General features: G+C 39.7%; 14 protein-coding genes. 4 read left to right on the top strand and 10 right to left on the bottom strand.

Annotation, left to right across the window (positions count from 1 at the left end):
- Positions 1–53 precede the first annotated feature (53 nt).
- Genes HR060_RS09100 through HR060_RS09090 form a run of 3 tightly spaced genes read right to left on the bottom strand, consistent with a single transcriptional unit; the run spans position 54 to position 5,050 of the window.
- Positions 54–2,699: a M14 family zinc carboxypeptidase gene (locus tag HR060_RS09100; protein ID WP_174199990.1), complete on the bottom strand. Its 2,646-nt coding sequence runs from the start codon at positions 2,697–2,699 to the stop codon at positions 54–56.
- A gap of 36 nt (positions 2,700–2,735) precedes the next feature.
- A complete protein-coding gene (locus HR060_RS09095) occupies positions 2,736–4,115 on the bottom strand; it encodes an ATP-grasp domain-containing protein (RefSeq protein ID WP_174199989.1) in 1,380 nt (459 codons plus the stop codon).
- Entirely contained in the window at positions 4,115–5,050 is a 936-nt protein-coding gene (locus tag HR060_RS09090; protein WP_174199988.1) for an ATP-grasp domain-containing protein, read from the bottom strand. Before HR060_RS09090 ends, HR060_RS09095 begins: the two co-directional genes overlap by 1 nt.
- A gap of 240 nt (positions 5,051–5,290) precedes the next feature.
- Here HR060_RS09090 and HR060_RS09085 point away from each other — a divergent pair, with 240 nt between their 5' ends.
- A complete protein-coding gene (locus HR060_RS09085) occupies positions 5,291–6,433 on the top strand; it encodes a M20 family metallopeptidase (RefSeq protein ID WP_174199987.1) in 1,143 nt (380 codons plus the stop codon).
- Positions 6,434–6,506: 73 nt separating this feature from the next.
- On the opposite strand, the gene HR060_RS09080 is transcribed toward HR060_RS09085, so the two are convergent.
- From HR060_RS09080 to HR060_RS09060, 5 genes are read right to left on the bottom strand one after another with little or no spacing between them, the layout of a single operon-like run.
- Complete coding sequence (locus HR060_RS09080; RefSeq protein ID WP_174199986.1) at positions 6,507–6,857, bottom strand: lipoyl domain-containing protein; 351 nt, start codon at positions 6,855–6,857, stop codon at positions 6,507–6,509.
- A 25-nt stretch (positions 6,858–6,882) separates the two neighbouring features.
- Positions 6,883–8,193 carry an ATP-binding protein gene (locus HR060_RS09075; RefSeq protein ID WP_174199985.1) on the bottom strand — a complete coding sequence of 437 codons (1,311 nt, stop codon included), beginning with the start codon at positions 8,191–8,193 and terminating at the stop codon, positions 6,883–6,885.
- Positions 8,194–8,196: 3 nt separating this feature from the next.
- Entirely contained in the window at positions 8,197–8,922 is a 726-nt protein-coding gene (locus tag HR060_RS09070; protein ID WP_174200019.1) for a response regulator, read from the bottom strand.
- Positions 8,916–9,287, bottom strand: coding sequence for a DUF3019 domain-containing protein (locus tag HR060_RS09065; RefSeq protein WP_174199984.1), 372 nt, complete (start codon positions 9,285–9,287; stop codon positions 8,916–8,918). The genes HR060_RS09070 and HR060_RS09065 overlap by 7 nt, the downstream gene beginning before the upstream one ends.
- Before the next feature lie 3 nt (positions 9,288–9,290).
- Entirely contained in the window at positions 9,291–10,217 is a 927-nt protein-coding gene (locus HR060_RS09060) for a MipA/OmpV family protein (RefSeq protein ID WP_174199983.1), read from the bottom strand.
- 170 nt (positions 10,218–10,387) lie between these two features.
- Here HR060_RS09060 and HR060_RS09055 point away from each other — a divergent pair, with 170 nt between their 5' ends.
- A complete protein-coding gene (locus HR060_RS09055) occupies positions 10,388–12,511 on the top strand; it encodes a beta-propeller domain-containing protein (protein WP_174199982.1) in 2,124 nt (707 codons plus the stop codon).
- A 58-nt stretch (positions 12,512–12,569) separates the two neighbouring features.
- On the opposite strand, the gene HR060_RS09050 is transcribed toward HR060_RS09055, so the two are convergent.
- Together HR060_RS09050 and HR060_RS09045 are read right to left on the bottom strand one after the other, a co-directional pair.
- Positions 12,570–13,427: a hypothetical protein gene (locus tag HR060_RS09050; protein WP_246283132.1), complete on the bottom strand. Its 858-nt coding sequence runs from the start codon at positions 13,425–13,427 to the stop codon at positions 12,570–12,572.
- Between the two features lie 132 nt (positions 13,428–13,559).
- Positions 13,560–14,225 (bottom strand): pseudouridine synthase, encoded by a 666-nt coding sequence (locus tag HR060_RS09045; protein ID WP_343044199.1) that lies wholly within the window; start codon positions 14,223–14,225, stop codon positions 13,560–13,562.
- A 234-nt stretch (positions 14,226–14,459) separates the two neighbouring features.
- Here HR060_RS09045 and HR060_RS09040 point away from each other — a divergent pair, with 234 nt between their 5' ends.
- Positions 14,460–16,688, top strand: coding sequence for an NADP-dependent isocitrate dehydrogenase (locus HR060_RS09040; protein WP_174199980.1), 2,229 nt, complete (start codon positions 14,460–14,462; stop codon positions 16,686–16,688).
- Positions 16,689–16,906: 218 nt separating this feature from the next.
- On the top strand, positions 16,907–19,348 hold the full coding sequence (fadE, locus tag HR060_RS09035; RefSeq protein WP_174199979.1) for an acyl-CoA dehydrogenase FadE: 2,442 nt from the start codon (positions 16,907–16,909) through the stop codon (positions 19,346–19,348).
- The last annotated feature ends 5 nt before the right edge of the window (positions 19,349–19,353 follow it).

The following is a 19,353-nucleotide window of genomic DNA, read 5'->3' as shown; positions in this document are numbered from 1 at the left end:
GTATTTTTAAAACTAAACGTTAGTCAATGAATTAAATTGATATCCTCGGTTATTTAATCATCATTTTGCTCATAGGCTTCTTCATCTAAAGCTTCCACTTCTTCAACGTTTAATGTTTCATTGACCGTATAAAGTACACAGCTAGGCTGAGAAAAGTTGGGGACTTCATCATAGCTAAACACTGAATAGAATTTAGGGATATTGGCATTACCAAAATTATCTAATGTGTATTCATCCTTTCCACCGTATAGTTTTACACCGTCAAGGGGTGATCGCGGCGGGTGAAAACGATTTCTAACCACATATGCACCTACAAAGTCTTCATGGTCTGGGTTCTTCCAAGTCAGTTTAACTTTATTATTTTCAATGGTTGTTTTGACATCAGACGGAGCAGGCAATGAATGCTTTCTGCGTTTTATGTATTCAATCACTAACCTCGCTTCGTATTCATCTCCTAGGTTATGCCAATTGACCAAAGCATTTTGTTCTTTAAATACAGATGTTGCCCTTAAAATGAAATAATAAGGTTCATTCGTTTCATGCAACCTTTCCAGTTCTTGCCTGCAATAACTATCAAATATAAAGTGATGAGTAGATCGGTTTTTCAGCACATCGTTACTGACCTCATAGCCAATAAATTCAATTTTTTCGCGTTGCTTGACGCTCAAATAATCCAAGTCTTTTAGGTGTGCAAGTTCAATGGTAAAACGAATATCTTGATTGGTACTCAGTGCGTTTTTGTTGCGCATTAATAAATACGCTTGTGTGATCACTGTTTTATCGGGCTCAGGAAGCTGCTCACTAGTAAAAGCCATCTGCCCATAAACAACATTACCGTCACTATCGAAGCCTGCTGCCAATCTATCAATTTCTATTGAGTCTTTAAAAATGGTATTTAGGGTCACAGGTGATAGCTCTACTCGCTCAGGTGGTAACGTGTATATCACTTCAAGGTTGGGCCTGTAGTGAATACCGCTGCCAAACGGGCCATAACCAATATCAAATTGCATAACTTGTGAATCATTGCCTAACGGCAACTCATCTGGGCCTTCGATTCTAAAGATGATTTTTTTATTCGCGATACATTTTTCTAGTACATTGCGCTCAACCCCGCGCAAACGCCACTCAGTCCAAATACCTTGGGTGAGTTTATCTGACGCAATGGTATGGCCTAGAGTATGAATCGTTTTCGCATTTTTAACTTGTTGGAAATTGGTGTAATCACTGATTTCTTCTGGGTCTAGAATTGAAATCGACCATTCACCATAATTCTCAATTTTAGCGGCAACCCTGTTCATCGGGTACAAAGAGAAACACGCAGATTTTATTTGTGCATTGCTCGGCAGGTTCTCAAGTGGATAGGCAATCACACCATAACAAATACCGCGACGCTTATTCACGCCAATAAACATCGAATTATAACCAAAGTGTTCTGGGTTTTTCTCTCCACTAAATTCAGCGACATAGCCGACATCTTTTTTCGCTGGAAATAATGTTAATGAAAATTCGTCATTCGCCAATAAGGTCTTGAGTTTAAGCTCTTGGCCAAATGGCGATTTAATTTTCGTAATACGATCGACGGCCCGAATATTGTAAAAGTACTTTTGACCACTTTTTAACTGAACATCGGTAAAACACAGTGAGCGAGTAATGGCCACCCTATTTTGTTCACAACACGCTTGTTTATGTTCAAAGCTGCGATATATCTCAAAATAAACATCACTGGTATCTTCATAATGCCAAGTCAGCGTCACTTCATTATTCGATATGTCCGAAAAAGAAAACTGCTCCGGTCTTTTAGGCGCGGCATTTGAATAGTTTATTGATTCAGACAATGCATATATCAGAGCAGGAATATTTTCATCGATGCTTTGTGACATATTTTGCATATAGTCAGGAATATTGCGTGTGCCAACTTCCACAACCGTAGATAATATGCCTCTGGAGTAGTAATACTCACGGCCACTACCGTGAATTAAATTCACTGGTGGCTTACCGCGATGGATACCATAAACCCTGCCGGTCACTTTTTTAATCTCAGCATTCATATTAGCACACAGTACATTTAAATCCGTGCCATCAATTTCGGCTTCATGGTTAAATTTGTGTGCAGGAAAAAACACATTGCCTTGTGAGTGATAATCCAAAGCGACTGTTATATTGTTATGGCTCTCAACAAAATGCTTAATTGCTTTCGTTTCAGGTTCTGAAAACGCTTCAGGACCACCATAGGTATTAGCGCTCTTATCTTTGCCTCGCCTAAACCTAACACCAAAATTACGATTTAAATCAACACCAAAGCTACCGTCGCCATTATTACGTCTATTTTTTCGCCAAAATGAAAAATGAGTTCTTGAGTATTCAAACCCGTCAGGGTTCAGACAAGGCACGATGTAGAGTGTATTTTTACTTAAAGCCGATAGTAACAGTGGGTTAAAGCGATAATTTTTAATGATGTAATCAATAAATTTAATTGCCAGCTCGTTACCTATCCATTCACGTGCATGAATAGACCCAGTATAAAGCAAAGCAGGCTTGTGATCAGCATAGGCAACATCTAAGGAAATGGTAGCTAGCATAATGGGTCGCCCTTCCCATGTATCACCAATACTTTGCACCCTAATAAGATTGGGGTCTTCGCCCATAGCTTGCTTTAAAAACGCGATGGTCTCTTCATACGACGTGTATTGTTTTTTCATCTGTTACCGTTCACTTAAAGGTTAAACTTTTTAGTTCTAAACGCTTTGTTGGATCGCTTGCCAATGCTCAATGATGGCATCCACTTTTTTCTCTTTTATACTCTTAACTTCAAGTAAAATAGTAGGTTCGTCATCAAGTGCTTTGATTAACCTTTCTAGACCTAAGGTATCAATAATCAGCTGAACCGTGACCTGACCTAGCCCTTTTACCGATGATAAAAACTCAACTAACTCTTGCTCTGTGTACGGTAACTCCTGTTCTTTCTCCGCGGGCGTTTCAGCATTTTCAACTTTCACTTTTGGAAATAAACTGGATGTCGATTTAAGCACTGACTGTCTGTCCCATATCTCACTAGGCCATTCTTCATCAAATCGATTTTCTGTATTAATAAGGGGGATATTTTGAGGCGTAACCTGATTAAACATATCTGCCACATCATCACATTGTGGTTGGTTATTAACCGGACGTGAAAAAGTAATGTGTCGCATCGTGCGCAAGAGATTTGAATCGATTTTGCCGAGTTCTTCCCAGTTATAAAGTGGAATGTGCGGCAATGGGAATTGACCGTTCGAAACCTTCCACATAATAAACTGACCAATCCAATCTCTGATGTAAGGAAAAGCGGCAAAGGCGGTTGCACATTCTAAAATTCGATATTTACCATCAGTTCCTAATGCAATATCGCAGGCCCAGTATTCAGCATTGGCCGCTTTTGATGCTTTAACCGCTATATCCAGTGCCCTTTTAGGTACATTTTTGTAATCCATTGATCCACCTTGACTGGTGTTGGTCAGCCACTCTCCTTCGGGTGGTCTTCGCCAGAATGCACAAACAGGCTTATGGCCAATTAACATGACACGAATATCAGCTTGCATAGGAACAAAGTCTTGTACGTACACAGGGTAGTATTTTTTATGCGACAGTAAATTCACTGCATCTTTGAAATTATCCACCTTGTGAACGTAGTAACCACCATAGTTTGATGGACCATAGGATTTTTTAATAATCTTGGGGTAATGCGTTTTGGCTAAATAGTTTCTTGCATCGGCAAATTCATAAAAGATTTCAGTACGTGGAATTGGTAAGTTGTATTTTTTACAAAAGTGCGTGACGTTCTCTTTAGATTTATTACAAAATTGCGCATCAATTGACGGTAAAAATTGTACGCCAGGTAACTCTCTAGCAATTTTTCTAAATGTCTCATAGGCAGTAGCAGGAATATTACCTATTAACACATCAATCTTTTTACGTTTGACTTCATTGATAAATCTTTGCTTGTCATTACCCCAGTGATAAGTAACTTGTTCAATTTTATTTGGCCATCCTTTGAAATTGGATTTATCGAAAAATCGCATTACATAATCAAGATAAAGGAAACCTAGTTTAGGTAATGCTTTGTTTTTTGTTGTTGTCATTACGCAGCCTTGTTATCTGTATGTTTGTTGTTAGATGAGACAGTTTTTTCTATCAAATCAACGATGGCGTTAATTTTTCGCCCGTTGAAATTAAGTCCTAATTTTTCTTGTTCAGGTGTCGCAAAAGCTGGGATACCGTTAACTTCAAGTACGACATACTCCTCACGCTCTCTGTCATAAATAATATCCACGCCAGCAATTTCTAACCCTGTAATTTTTGCCGCGCGTTTGGCCAGCTCGATCACTTCATCCTCTGGGTCTCTGACAAAAATAGTCCCGCCACTAGTGACATTCGTTTTCCAATCATCATCTGGTGCCTTTCGTCCATAACAGCCGATATATTGCCCATCAACTATGTCTATTCGGTAATCAGTGTTGTCATAATCAATAAAACGTTCGACATAGAAGTAGCGCAAATCAGTGCGACTGATAAAGGGCAGTAACATATCAAGCGCTCGTTCGCTTTCAATTTTAACAATACCGACACCACCCCATCCTTCAGTGGGCTTGTAAACGACTTTGCCACCACAGGCGCGTATGGCACATTTCAAGCCTTCAATATCGTTTTTATGAATTAAATGGTAATCCGATGTGGTAATACCATGTTGTTGCAATAAGTGTGCGGTTTGATATTTATCTTCTGTCAATGCAAACGCATCATAATTATTCAAAATAGGAATTGAGTGGTTGAGCGCTTGATATAGATAGGTTTGATACTGAGTTTGTTGGCCTGCGTTGTAACTGAAAAATGCATCAAGCTCTTCCATTATGGTGCCACGGCAATTTATTTGTCCATGAGTAGAGCGTGCTGTGTTTAAATCTAAACCTGTTATACAGTTAATATTGCGCTGTGCTAACTGTGAAATGATTGTTTGTTCTATGCGGTCACCACCGCCATTTTGGTACATCCAAATGCCAACATTATGATCAGACATTTCCCGTCTTCCTTATTACCAATAAAAATCCGTCTCAGAGCAGTTCGTTAATTAAACAGCTATTACCTGAATATAATTTGCACAATTAGTGACACTTAGATGACATTTTTAAAATGACATCAAAGCTTAACAGTTGTGATTTTTTGTTTACAATATAACCAATTATTGTCACCAAAGTGCCTTCAAACATTCACATAATAGGACAAAGCTTTTAATTAAACCAATCAAGGAAAGTGTTTTATGTCGAGTCAATTTGATTACTCAGAGCTACAACAGATTATTGAACTTAATTCACATACAAAGAATAAAGCAGGCGTTGATGAGAACGGGCATGTATTTTCGAACTGGATGCAGGATTTAGGATTCGAAATTAAACGATATGAACGAGTGAAAATTGGCGATCATCTGTTATTTATTAGCAATAAAACAGCAGGACAGAAACTCCTGCTACTTGGGCACTTAGATACTGTCTACCCAGTCAATACTTTTACTCAATTTCATCAAGATGAACATTGGATATATGGCCCTGGAGTATGTGATATGAAAGGCGGCAATTATGTTGCTTTATCCGCTCTTCGCAATGTCTATCAAACGTTAGGAGGCATAGCTAACATTGATATGTTGTTAGTCAGTGACGAAGAAACAGGAAGTGATGATAGCAGAGCACTAACAAGTGAATTAGCCCCCAAGTATGATGCGTGTTTAGTTTTTGAAGCTGCAGGGAAAAACGGTGAAGTGGTGATCGGTCGAAAAGGCGTGGGCACATTTGAAATCGACCTTCATGGCAAAGCGGCACATGCAGGTAATCACTATATCGATGGCCGAAATGCAAATTTAGCCGCCGCGCATATGTTGGTTTCATTAACGGCCTTAACGGATTTAACTAAAGGCACGACAGTCAATGTAGGCCAAATTTCCGGTGGTATAGGTGCCAATACAATCTCGCCAAAAGCCAACTTAAAAGTAGAGATCAGGTATACCAAATTAGAAGAGAAAAAAAGATTATTAAACCGTCTCAATCAAATTGTATGCTCTGCCTCCAACTGGGGAGTTTCTGCACATTTATCAGGTGGAATACAACGAGATGTGATGCAACCCAACGCTAATCAAGCAGCGTTATTACAACAACTAGAAACCATTATCGGTGAGAGATTACTGACAGAAAAACGTGGGGGGGTGAGCGATGCCAATATAACCTCAGCCGCTGGCTTACCCACCATTGATGGTTTTGGCCCTTTTGGCGATGGTGACCACACCTTAGATGAACGGGCTTGTAAAGCAAGCTTTGTCAAACGCATTGAGCAAGTGACTAAAATATTGGCGCATTACAATGCATTTCAGTCTAAGACAGTGGCCGAACGCGAATCTGCAGTGGTTAACTAATTACACGTAAATCCAAGACACTAGCTTGGCCTCTTTATGCTGATATTTGTGTCAGAGGCCAAGTTAATAGAGGTTATATTCCAAAGCGCTTCACTTTTTCAATTTCGGCAATCAATCTTGCATTTTCACGTCTTAAAAAAGCGACTTCTTCTGCAATTGATAATTTCCTGGGAGCAGGCACTTCATTATCCTCTGCGGGTCTAATTGACATGAATACGGCTTCAGATTGAACAATATCCCCCACTTTTAATGAGAAGTTATCCACGATACCTGTTTGCTTAGCTGTCACATCAAGCGTCACTTTGTTATTTTCGACATCAATTAACAAGTCACCTTTATTTATTGCTTGTCTGTTATTGATATGAACAGCTGCAACTTTGATTTCGCCCTCAATGGCTGCCAATTTAGGGACCTTTACATCCATGTTTCGTATTCCTTCTAAAAGTCGGTTAATTAAGATAAATGGGGAGTCTTATTTCAAAACGAGCACCCGTTAATATCTCCCCGTCTTTAACAACAATGCTTCCCTGGTGCCAATCGATTACTTTTTTCACGATGGCCAAACCTAAACCAAAACCACCTGACTCTTTTGCTCGGCTTTGGTCTAACCTTGAAAAGGCAACAAAGACCTTATCTTTATCTGAATCCATAATGCCTTGACCATCGTCTTCAATGGCAAGTACGAATTCATCTTGGTGTTTAGTTATTTGAACCAAAATATTATGTTGGCAATATTTTCGCGCATTTAAGATGATATTTTGTAGGGCTCGTTGAATAAAATGCGGGTCACAGGATAAAACTAGCGAGTTATCTCCTTCAATTTTTACTTCGATATCCTGTAATAACAGTTGTTGTTCTTGGACAATTTGTTCAACAATTTCAGCTAAAGAAGTATCTATCAAATTCAGCTCTGGTTGCGCTTGTTCAAACCTTGCGTAAGTCAACATTTCTGTGATCAGTTGGTCAACTTGATCCATATCTTCAGAGATGGAATCGATGTAATCAACACAAGCCTGTTGATCGCCCTTTTCTACTTTTTGTTTGAGCATTTCTAGGGCAAATTTAGTGCGTGCAATCGGGGTTTTGACTTCATGAGATACCGCTGAAGTGAGTTCTTTTTGTGCATTAACTAATTGCCTAATTCTATCAAGCATGTAGTTGATACTTTTGGCGATACTGATGATAAATGACGATGAATTAATATTAATATGGGTATCGAGCTTGCCCTGGGTAACGTGCTCTGCTCCATTTTTAATTATCATTAAATCACCCCACAACGGCTTGAGTAAAAGCCAAGATGAAGCGGCAATGATGAGGTAAAACAGGACAGATAAGGACAATTTAAGCCACTGGCTTTCGGTATAAATTACCTTGATAACTAAATACTTATCGTGTTTAGGCATATCCGCATAATAATGGGTTCTACCCTTTGTATCTTCCAATGCGATGGGGGCCTGACTAACAGCCGCTATTATTTCGGGTGTAAAAGCAATATCGGCTTTCGACCAAAAAGAAATGCGAGTATCGAACTGCTTGCTCAGTTTGTCACTGAGTAGTTGCCAATCGATACTAATACTCGAATCATTCGTTGTAATAGCATTGATTGCATGAACGAATGTTTGAATGTCTTTTTCAGAAAAATGGTAGGCATGCTGTTGCTTGTGAGCCTGATATTCAGCCCATAACCAATCAAATACGGCACCAAGACTGATAAAAACAACAAATAGTATCAGGTAAAAACGAATGAAAAGCTTAGCCATTCATTAACGTTCCCAAGCATCGGGCACTAATAAATAACCTTGTCCCCAAATCGTTTTTATTTTTTGAGGGTCATCGCTATCGTCGCCAAGCTTTCGACGTAATTTAGAGACCCTGACATCGACGGAGCGGTCTAATCCGTTGTAATCACGACCTCGGAGTGCTTGAGTTAAATACTCTCGGCTCAGCACTTCACCTGCATTTGCCATCAAAACTTGCAGTAAATCAAATTCATGTGTGGTGAGTTCGATTGATTCATTAGCTAAATGCGTCGTGCGTTTGTTGGTATTGATAACGAGATGGCCCAAAGTTATCTCATTCGTTTGTAACACTTCAGATTGTGCGGGACCAGAACGCCTAAATAGCGTCTGAACTCTTGCCAATAACACCCGAGGTTCAACGGGTTTGATAATAAAATCATCTGCACCAATTTCCAAACCCAAAACATGATCAAAGTCACTGGCTTTTGCGGTTAAAAACAATATCGGTCCTGAAAAAACAGGGCGTATTTGCTTACAAATTTCAAAGCCATTTAAACCGGGCAACATCACATCTAATATGATCATGTCCGCTTTAATTTTTTGCAGCTGAATAACCGCCTTCGCTCCATTGTTGATAACTTCTACCGTATAGCCATTCGACTCTAAATAATCACTGACAAGGCGTGACAATTTAATATCATCTTCAACAAGCACGATATGTTTAGTATCAAAAGGCGTAGTACTCAAAATAGGCTCCAAGGATTGCGTTGTCGGCGTTTATATTTCGCTAATTCAACTAGGGTGAGTTCAGTGTAATCTATACTTTTTTGACTTTTTGAATCGATAAGATCAAAACGAATAGCTGTATCGCCCTCATAAGCATAGATGGTGGTTGATTCTTTATTTTCTGTGCAAGCCAGTTTGTGTTTAGTCTGATAGGCACAAGCGTGAATGTCAGCAAAAAATACGACTTCAATCTCGACTACACATTGTTTGTTGCTATCGACCGCGCACGCTTTAGGGCGAAGTTCTATATAGCCCGAATTATTGGCCAAAACAGGCAAAGTACATGTCGCGATAAGTACTGCGAAAACTGTAATTATATTTTTTATCATGCTTTAGAAGTGGTATATAAAACCGCTAAACCACTGAGTTAAATGATTTTTATCAACTAATGGGCTATTTGAAATTTCGTCGTCTAGTTTTTCATAGCGAAAAGTAGATAACAATGATAATGCGTCATTTAACCCATAAACTAAGACTAAGTCGGCAACAATATTAACCCCCGCCTCTGCTTCATAATGCCAATTTGGATCGAATGTATCGTTATCATCGACACCGTAATAGTAATTGACCCAATCTTCACTTTTATATTTTAAAGCCAGGTTAGTATTTACTTTTAATTCATCCCAGTGCCAAAATTTATTTAACTTGAGTGTTAATCCATGGCCTTGATGAACACCTGTTATATCTTGGCTGACAGCTAATTGGTATGACCATGTCTGATAGTAACGATTCCACTCCAGACCAATATGGCCGGCAATTTTTCTCTCAATATCGAAGCTATCTGTTAAGCGATAAGTAGTTTGTGGTAATTCTTCACTGTGTTCAGGTAAGTATTCATCATCAAGAGCGGTACCAAAGGATGGCTTATTTTCATCAGGGACAGATTCTGAGCGCGCAGGCGTAATATTAGCTAAATGATAATCGTGAAAGTAAGCAGAGTCATCACTTAGCGACAGGGTCACATTTACAGACTGTGATGCTGTGTTACTGACACTATAACCAAACGTATCTTTGTCAAAAAACCAATTGCCATAGTAGAAACTAATATCAGGTAGGACGTACAAATCGATATCATCTTCATAGCGATAAGGGTTCTCTTTAACCCCATAACCGAGTGCCACTGAGATATTGAATTCACCCGGTTCAATACAGTTTTCTGCTAAATATTGTTCTAAATCGCAATCACTTTCATTGGCAAGGGACAAAGGACTTGCTAAATTCAGTAACAAAGCAGCGATTAATAGCAATCGACTCGACATGACCTATACGTTTATTAACATTTGATACCAAAAATGTATCATCTAAATCATCTCTCACCTAGCAATTGACGCAAGAGTTACACTTTTTCACAGCATCAAATAGGTTAAATACAGTTTAGCTTTTAACCACGCGTTACATTTATTGTGAATTTAATCAAACAGGGACCATTATGTTTAACTCAAATAATAAATTTAAATTCACCGCCATCTCCATGTTGGTTGCAACGGTTTCAGCATGTGGTGGCTCATCTTCTAATAAACCTGGTACAGATACCTACCAGATGAAAGAACTTGAAAGTTCTGATCCACACGGCAAGTTGGCTCAAGCAAGCAGTTCTGAGCAAACGCTTAATAGAATTAGAAATGGCTTGCTACTTTCGAGTAATCAAAGTTTCTTCAATAAAGATTTTACGGGTGATACCGGTATCCAAAGACCCACAGCGCTGGTTGAATCTTTTGCAGATAGCACCGCCTCGCCTACACCTGGATTTAGCCAAACTAATTTAATTGAAGCTGGGGTAGATGAAGCTGATCTTGTTAAATTTGATGGTAAAACACTGTTTATTGGTGTCAATCAATACAGTCCTTTATATGAACCTTTTGTCGAAACGCCTGAAGCAGAAGCAGCTTCAACGTTTATCATAGAACCTATCACTGACAATGAGAGCTATATCCGTGCACTGCAAGAGCTTGAAGATGGCAGTATGGAGCTGGTAGCGGAATTTGCTCAGCACAAAGGCGGAAACCTCGACGGTTTATATTTAGCTAACGATGAACTCATCAGCATTGTCAATCAGGATGTTTTTTCAATCGCAACTGATTTAGAAGATGAGGAGGCTAATGTCTTTACTCCCTCTTTCACAATTAATAAATACGATGTGACTGACCCAGCTAATGCGACTGTTACAGATGAAGTGGTCATTGCGGGCCATTTAGTAAGAAGTAGAAGAATTGATGACAAACTTTATGTTTTGAGTCAGTTTTATCCAACTATTCCGCTTGATTATATTTATGAACCTCAAACGGATGTGGAGTATAGAAATAATGAAACCTTAGTTGGGCAGCTTCCACTTTCTAGCTTATTGCCTACAGTTGAAATTAATCAGACCAATGCGCAAAGCCTTGTAGATGGTGCAAACTGTTTCTTACCAGCAGGTGAAGATGATTCTGTCGGTTATGCATCGACATTAACCGTCACTGTTTTTGATTTAAACGATTTATCTAACTTTGAATCAAATTGTCTTAATATTGATGTACATGGTTTTTACATGTCGCAGTCATCCATTTATTTAACTAACCACAACTGGACTAACCAGCAAACCACCATTCATAAACTTGCATTAACCGATACCGGTGTCGATTATCAAGCGACAGGACAGGTTGATGGATACTTAGGCTGGCGTGGTGAAGCGTTTCGGATGAATGAGCACGAAGGTCATTTGCGCGTTCTGACCACAACCAATACCGAAGATGAAACTGATCGCATGGATCATCATTTATATGTATTTGAAACCAATGAGCAAACTAATACATTAGATTTGGTATCCCAATTACCAAATGAAAACCAACCAAAGGAAATTGGTAAGGTTAATGAGGATGTTTATGCCGTTCGTTTTTATGGCGATCGAGCTTACATCGTAACATTCGAGCAGATTGATCCCCTCTACTCTGTTGATTTATCTGACCCGGAGAATCCTATTTTAGCAGGTGAGCTTGAGGTCCCAGGTTTTAGCAGCTATCTACATCCGCTTTCTGATAAGTACCTGTTAGGTATTGGTGAAGATGTTGATGCCAATTTAGCCCTACGAGAACCCGCTGTTTTTAATGAAACAGATAGAGATACCGACGTCAGTGAGTTACCTAGTGATTCAGTCGAAGGTGATGGTGGCGTTAAGCTAGTGTTATTTGATGTCAGTGATATTAATCAACCGACTGAAGTTCAAACTTTAGTTTTGGGTAACACAGGTTCATATTCTGACGCTTTATACGATCATCGTGCAGTGAGCTTATTACAAACAGAAGATGGCAATTACCGTTTAGCCCTGCCATTGTCTTTAACACAATTTACCACCCAGTATTATCAAGCTGATCGTGGCTTGGGTTTAATTGATATCAATGTGAGTGATGATGCAGGTTTAAATCTCAATGGCTTCTTATCAACTTCAGATAAGGATTACTATTACAACTATGTTACTCGCGGTATTATCAATGGTAACAAAGTGCATTATGTTCAGTCACCACATGTATGGTCAACAACTTGGCAAGACAGTAAACGAGTAGTTGGGCCTAAGTAAGTAAATAGGCTAACCCATATCATCAACGGCTTAGTTGTTATGACAATTAAGCCGTTTTTTATTCGTTCAAAATAATCCAATCTGCCACTAAGTCATTAATAAAGCCCGAATCGTGATAAGCGCGTTCGATTGTGCCGTTGGCTCTTAGTATCTTTAAGCCTTTTTGCAATGCATCAAAAGTCTCACGTCCCAAAGGATGCTTTTTTGATACTAAAAAGTGACGACTATCATCAAGCTTAATTTTAACTCCTTCAATAGCAACGACGCGGTAGTCATGGCCTCGATATTCGAACGGCCTTTTTGCGGTAAATGGGATCAACATTAAATCAATCCACTGGTTACTAACCATTTTGGCCATGGAAATCCAATCACTTTCATCAATTAGGTCAAGTGGTTTCATCGCTTGTAGTGTCATCCAATCAGTACGCCAAGCGGTACTTGAAACGACCGTGTGTTTTTGAAATTCTTTTATGCTTCTGATACCTAGCGCACTTTGATTGTCAGGAGAAGTATAAACACCGGCCCAAAACTCCCCCTTTCTTACCATTGCATCAGAGATGTAAACGTTATCTTTTATTAGTGATGCTTCTGACATCCAAATCGTGTCAAAAGAAATGAGTAATAACCCCCGGGCAAGCAGTTTGGGATTTCTAGCGTCATAATTGCCATGTGTGATATTGAATTCGACATCTAAGCCACCTAATGCCATGGCTTTTTGCACTAAGATAAATTCGACTACATCGCGCTGGGTATGCAAACCCTCAAAATTATCAACTTCTACAGGCAAACGCCCATCCATGATTTCTAGTGCGTAGAAATAAATATCAGTTTCTACCGTGACATCGACAACTGGTCGCTCTTGTGCGTGCGCCTGAGCAATCATATAAGCAGTGAAAAAAGCGATAATAACCCGCATTGCAATGGCCCCTGAGTGCTACTCCCTAAGCTTAGAAGCCAATTTTGAAGAACTCGAAATAAAATAGCGGTTTTTAAAGTTTGGTTACAATTAACACAGCATTAACATGTCAATAGGATATATGTCTTTTCGTTAATTAAACTCGATTACTTGCAACTGGCCAGGCTGTAAATCACCTAATTGATATTCGCCCACACTCGCTCGTACTAGCCTAAGTGTTGGGTGCCCAACATGGGCGGTCATGCGCCTTACTTGCCTATTTTTACCTTCACTAATGATGATAGATAGCCAAGTCGTCGGGATATTTTTTCTTTCTCTAATAGGTGGATGACGAGGCCAAATGCTTGGTTGTTCGATGATTTTAACCTTTGCAGGTTTTGTCATACCGTCTTTGAGCTCAACACCTTTTGTTAATTTTGAAATAGCAGTGTTATCGGGAATGCCTTCAACCTGAACCCAATACTCTTTTTCTTTGTGATGTTTCGGGTGAGAAATAAGATCTTGAATGGCACCATCGTTAGTTAATACCAACAAGCCTTCAGAATCTTTATCCAAACGACCAGCAGCGTATACATCTTTGATGTTAATAAAATCTTTTAAGGTTTGACGATTATCATCATCAGTGAATTGGGTGAGTACATCAAAAGGCTTATTGAATAAAACAACAATTGATTTTTCAGGCTTAGCTTTCGCTACTCTTTTCTTTTTTGATGGCGCACGAACAAATGGTTTGTTTTTATTGCTATTAGTTGATTGGTGTGGCTTTGAGCCAAATGGAGAACGTTTAGATCGCGGCACAGCCAGCCTCACTATTTATTTTATTTATAAATCATTCTGCACTACAAAGTTTGCTGAATATTAAAGATAGCGAAAAGCTATAGTGGTTGCCTATTCTAATAAAACATCTACTGCTATACTAGCGCGCGAAAAAAATCAATATTGTCGAGATAACTCAGTTATGAGTAAAGATTGCTCAACTGTCAGTTTGAAACGACAACCGACCCATGTGTCATTTATAAAATAGGAAATAATATGAGCACAAACACGCCAAAGATTATTTATACCATTACAGATGAAGCGCCAGCATTGGCTACTCATTCTTTTTTACCTATCGTTGAAGCTTTTGCAGCACCTGCTGGCGTTGCAGTTGAAACGCGTGATATCTCTTTAGCGGGTCGTATTCTTGCGAACTTATCTGAATACTTACCAGAAGATCAAAAAACAGCTGATGCATTAGCTGAATTAGGTGAATTAGCCAAGACTCCTGAAGCAAACATCATCAAGTTACCAAACATCTCTGCTTCTATCCCTCAGTTAATTGCTGCGGTTAAAGAGTTACAAGGTAAAGGTTTCGCATTACCTGACTACCCTGAAGAGCCACAAAACGACCAAGAAAAGGCAATCAAAGCATCTTACGCTAAAGTATTAGGTTCTGCAGTAAACCCAGTATTACGTGAAGGTAACTCTGATCGTCGTGCACCAGGTTCTGTTAAGCAATATGCTAAGAACAACCCACACCGCATGGGTAAATGGGCATCAGATTCTAAAGCACACGTTGCTCACATGTCTGGTGGTGACTTCTACGGTTCTGAAAAATCAGTAACAGTTGACGCTGATAGCCAATTTAAAATCGAATTCCACGCTGCTGACGGTTCAGTTTCTGAATTAAAAGGTTTCGCACCTTTAGAAGCAGGTGAAGTAATTGATTCATCTGTAATGAGCGCAAGTGCTTTACAAACTTTCTTAGCTGAGCAAATCGCTGACGCGAAAGCACAAGACGTTTTATTCTCGCTTCACATGAAAGCGACAATGATGAAGGTTTCTGATCCGATCATCTTTGGTCAATGTGTTTCAGTATTCTACAAAGACGTATTCGAAAAGCACGCTGATGCATTAGCGCCTTTATCTGTTGACGTTAACAATGGTATCGGTGATTTATACGCTAAATTAGGTCAATTAGACGAAGCTAAACAAGCTGAAATCAAAGCAGACATCGAAGCGTTATACGCAGAAGCACCAGCATTAGCTATGGTTGATTCTGACCGTGGTATCACTAACTTACACGTACCATCAGACGTTATCATTGATGCTTCAATGCCAGCTATGATCCGTGGTGGCGGTAAAATGTGGAACGCTGAAGGTAAAGAGCAAGACGCAAAAGCAGTAATTCCAGATCGTTCATACGCAGGTGTTTACGATGAGACTATCAAGTTCTGTATCGAAAACGGTGCATTCGATCCAACAACTATGGGTACAGTGCCTAACGTTGGTTTAATGGCTAAGAAAGCTGAAGAGTACGGTTCACACGATAAGACGTTCCAAGCTTCTGGTGCAGGTTCAATCAAAGTTGTTTCTGATAACGGCTCTGTATTAATGGAACAACCTGTTGAAGCAGGTGACATCTTCCGTATGTCTCAAGCTAAAGATGCACCAATCCAAGATTGGGTTAAATTAGCTGTTACGCGTTCACGTTTATCAAACACACCAGTTATCTTCTGGTTAGACGAGAACCGTGCACACGATGCGCAAATGATCGCTAAAGTTAAAGCATACTTACCAAACCACGATACTGACGGTTTAGATATCCAAATCTTATCGCCAGTAGAAGCAACTAAAGTGACATTAAAGCGTTGTAAAGAAGGTTTAGATACTATCTCTGCAACAGGTAACGTATTACGTGACTACTTAACTGACTTATTCCCAATCTTAGAATTAGGTACTTCAGCTAAAATGTTATCAATCGTTCCATTAATGAATGGTGGTGGTTTATTCGAAACAGGTGCTGGTGGTTCTGCGCCTAAGCACGTACAACAGTTCGAAAAAGAAAACTACTTACGTTGGGATTCATTAGGTGAATTCTTAGCCTTAGCAGCTTCTTTAGAGCACATCAGTAACTTTGCTAACAATGCACAAGCACAAGTATTAGCTGATACTTTAGATGCAGCAACAGCTAAATTCTTACAAAACGATAAGTCGCCGGCACGTAAGTTAGGCTCTATCGATAACCGTGGCTCACACTTCTACTTAACACTTTACTGGGCACAAGAATTAGCGGCTCAAGATAAAGATGCAGCATTAAAAGCAAAATTCGCTCCATTAGCTGAAACATTAACAGCTAACGAAGAGAAGATTGTTGCTGAATTAAACGGTGCACAAGGCCCAGCACAGAACGTTGAAGGTTACTTCCAACCAAATGCTGAGCTTGCTTCTAAAGCAATGCGTCCTAGCGCTACATTAAACGCTGCAATCGCTGCGCTTTAATAACACGCTTAATTTAGATTTAAAGAAGCCCTGCGATGTCAGGGTTTCTTTTATTTACCACTCCCTATATCTCAACCTAATCATTCTATATATTTCACCAATTTTTAACCTACTGATTTTCAAAGTCTTCTACTCTTTACTAGACTAAACTTGCAGTCTAATGCTTGCTTATCTAAGCTTTAGTTAAACTGGTCGTACCAGTTAGACATGGAGTAACTATGGAATATACATTTTGGCTATTGGGTTTAATTACCCTTTTCTGTTTTTTGGCTTACCACAAGTCTTCTTTAACAACCTTTACTATGAGTATTGGTGCTTGGTTATTACTCGGCACATTGTTCGCTGGTATCGGTCAATTCACTTGGTTTGTTTTTTTACTCTTTGCTGGTGTTTTAAATGTCACCAGTATTCGTCAGCAATTGATATCTGAACCGGCGCTGCGCTTTTTTAAAAAGAGCATGCCAGCCATGTCAAAAACAGAAAAAGAAGCACTTGAAGCTGGAACAACTTGGTGGGAAGCAGATTTATTAAAAGGCGAACCGAGTTGGTCAAAATTACATAAAATTCCTCAACCTAGATTAACTAACGAAGAACAAGCATTTCTTGATGGGCCCGTTGAGCAAGTTTGCCAAATGGTCAATGATTGGCAAGTGACCCACCAAGACGGTGATTTATCACCTCAAACTTGGCAATTCTTAAAGGACCATAAATTTTTCTCGTTGATTATCAAGAAAAAATACGGTGGTTTAGAGTTTTCAGCTTATGCACAAAGCTGTGTATTACAAAAGTTAATGCCCTCTTCTACTGTGCTTGCCGTCACTGTCGGTGTGCCTAATTCACTGGGCCCGGCTGAATTACTACAACAATATGGCACACGTGAGCAAAAAGATTATTACTTACCTAGATTAGCAAATGGTCAAGAAATTCCCTGTTTTGCCTTAACGAGCCCTGAAGCGGGTTCGGATGCTGGAGCGATCCCAGATAAAGGCATTGTATGTAAACGCATTATTGATGGTGAAGAAATCCTTGGGATTGCTTTAACATTCAACAAACGCTATATCACGTTAGCACCCGTCGCGACACTGGTTGGCTTAGCATTTAAATTATTCGATCCTGAACAATTACTGGGTTCAGAGAAAGAACTTGGGATCACATGTGCGTTGATCCCTAGAGATACAGACGGGCTTGATATTGGTCGTCGTCATTTTCCACTTAACGTCCCTTTTCAGAATGGACCGATAAGAGGAGATGATGTTTTTGTGCCAATAGAAACCATTATTGGTGGCGCAAAAATGGCGGGCCAAGGCTGGCGAATGTTAGTCGAATGTTTATCTGTCGGCCGAGCAATTACACTGCCGAGTAACGCAACTGGCGGTGCCAAATCTGTTGCGCTAGCTACAGGTGCCTACGCGAAAATTCGCCGTCAATTCAAACTCCCTATAGGGAAAATGGAAGGCATTGAAGAAGCCTTAGGCCGTATTGGTGGTAATGCTTATTTGATGGATGCAGCCTGTTCAATGTCTACTCAGGCAATTGATCTTGGTGAAAAGCCATCCGTAATATCGGCTATCGTCAAATACCATTTAACCGAGCGTTCACGTGATGTAGCCAATTACGCCATGGATATTCACGGCGGTAAAGGCATTATGCTCGGCCCTAGAAATTACCTCGGCCGCGGTTATCAAGGTGTTCCAATCGCCATTACAGTGGAAGGTGCCAATATATTAACCCGCAATATGATCATCTTCGGTCAAGGTTTAATACGCTGTCATCCATACATACTTCAAGAAATGGCTTGTCTTGAGATTCAAGATGAAGCGGATGCACTCAATGCATTTGATAAAGCGCTCACTTCACACTTAGGCTTTGTGCTGAGTAATGCAGTGAGAAGTGTCTGGTTTGCATTATCCGGCGCAAGATTCAGCGCGACTTTATTTAATGACCAAACTAAACGCTATTACCAAACCATAAACCGTTTTAGTGCAAATCTAGCCCTACTATCAGACCTTGCAATGGCCACGTTAGGAGGCTCACTTAAACGCAACGAACGAGTATCGGCAAGACTCGGGGACATCTTAAGTCAATTGTATTTAGCAACAGCTGCATTGAAACGTTTTGATGATGACGGTCGACGTGAAGAAGATTTGCCTTTATTGCAATGGGCACTTGAGGACAGCTTGTACCAATGCCAAAGTGCCATGTTAGATTTGATTGATAATTTCCCTGTTCCATTCATTGGTACCTGGCTAAAAATCAAATTATTCCCATTTGGGCTGCCAGTGAAAAAACCATCAGATTTAACGGAGCAAACGATTGCAAAACTTCTTCAAACGCCCTGTGAGCTTAGAGCAAGACTGGGTAGAGGCTTATACCTAGATAATGATGATGGCAATCTATTTGGTGAACTTGAAGTGGCCTTGGAGTTAATTACAGCAGCTGATCGTATCCACAAAAAATTGCAGGCGAGCTGCGATCATTTTATTCCTTTTACTCAATTGGACGAGTTAGCAAAGGACGCATTAGCTAAGGGTCAAATCAACCAAGATGAGGCGCAAACTTTGATTGAGGCAGAAGCAGCAAGATTAGCCACAATTAATGTTGACGATTTTTCATCCCAAGCTATTTTTACACCTCAACATACTGAAGGACAAAAGATTTAATCAAT

It is taken from the genome of Marinifaba aquimaris (genome assembly GCF_013328345.1).
In the GTDB taxonomy this organism is placed as follows: Bacteria; Pseudomonadota; Gammaproteobacteria; order Enterobacterales; family Alteromonadaceae; genus Marinifaba; species Marinifaba aquimaris.
The sequence above is the reverse complement of the archived record's forward strand: the minus strand, read 5'-3'. Positions and strand labels throughout refer to the sequence as shown.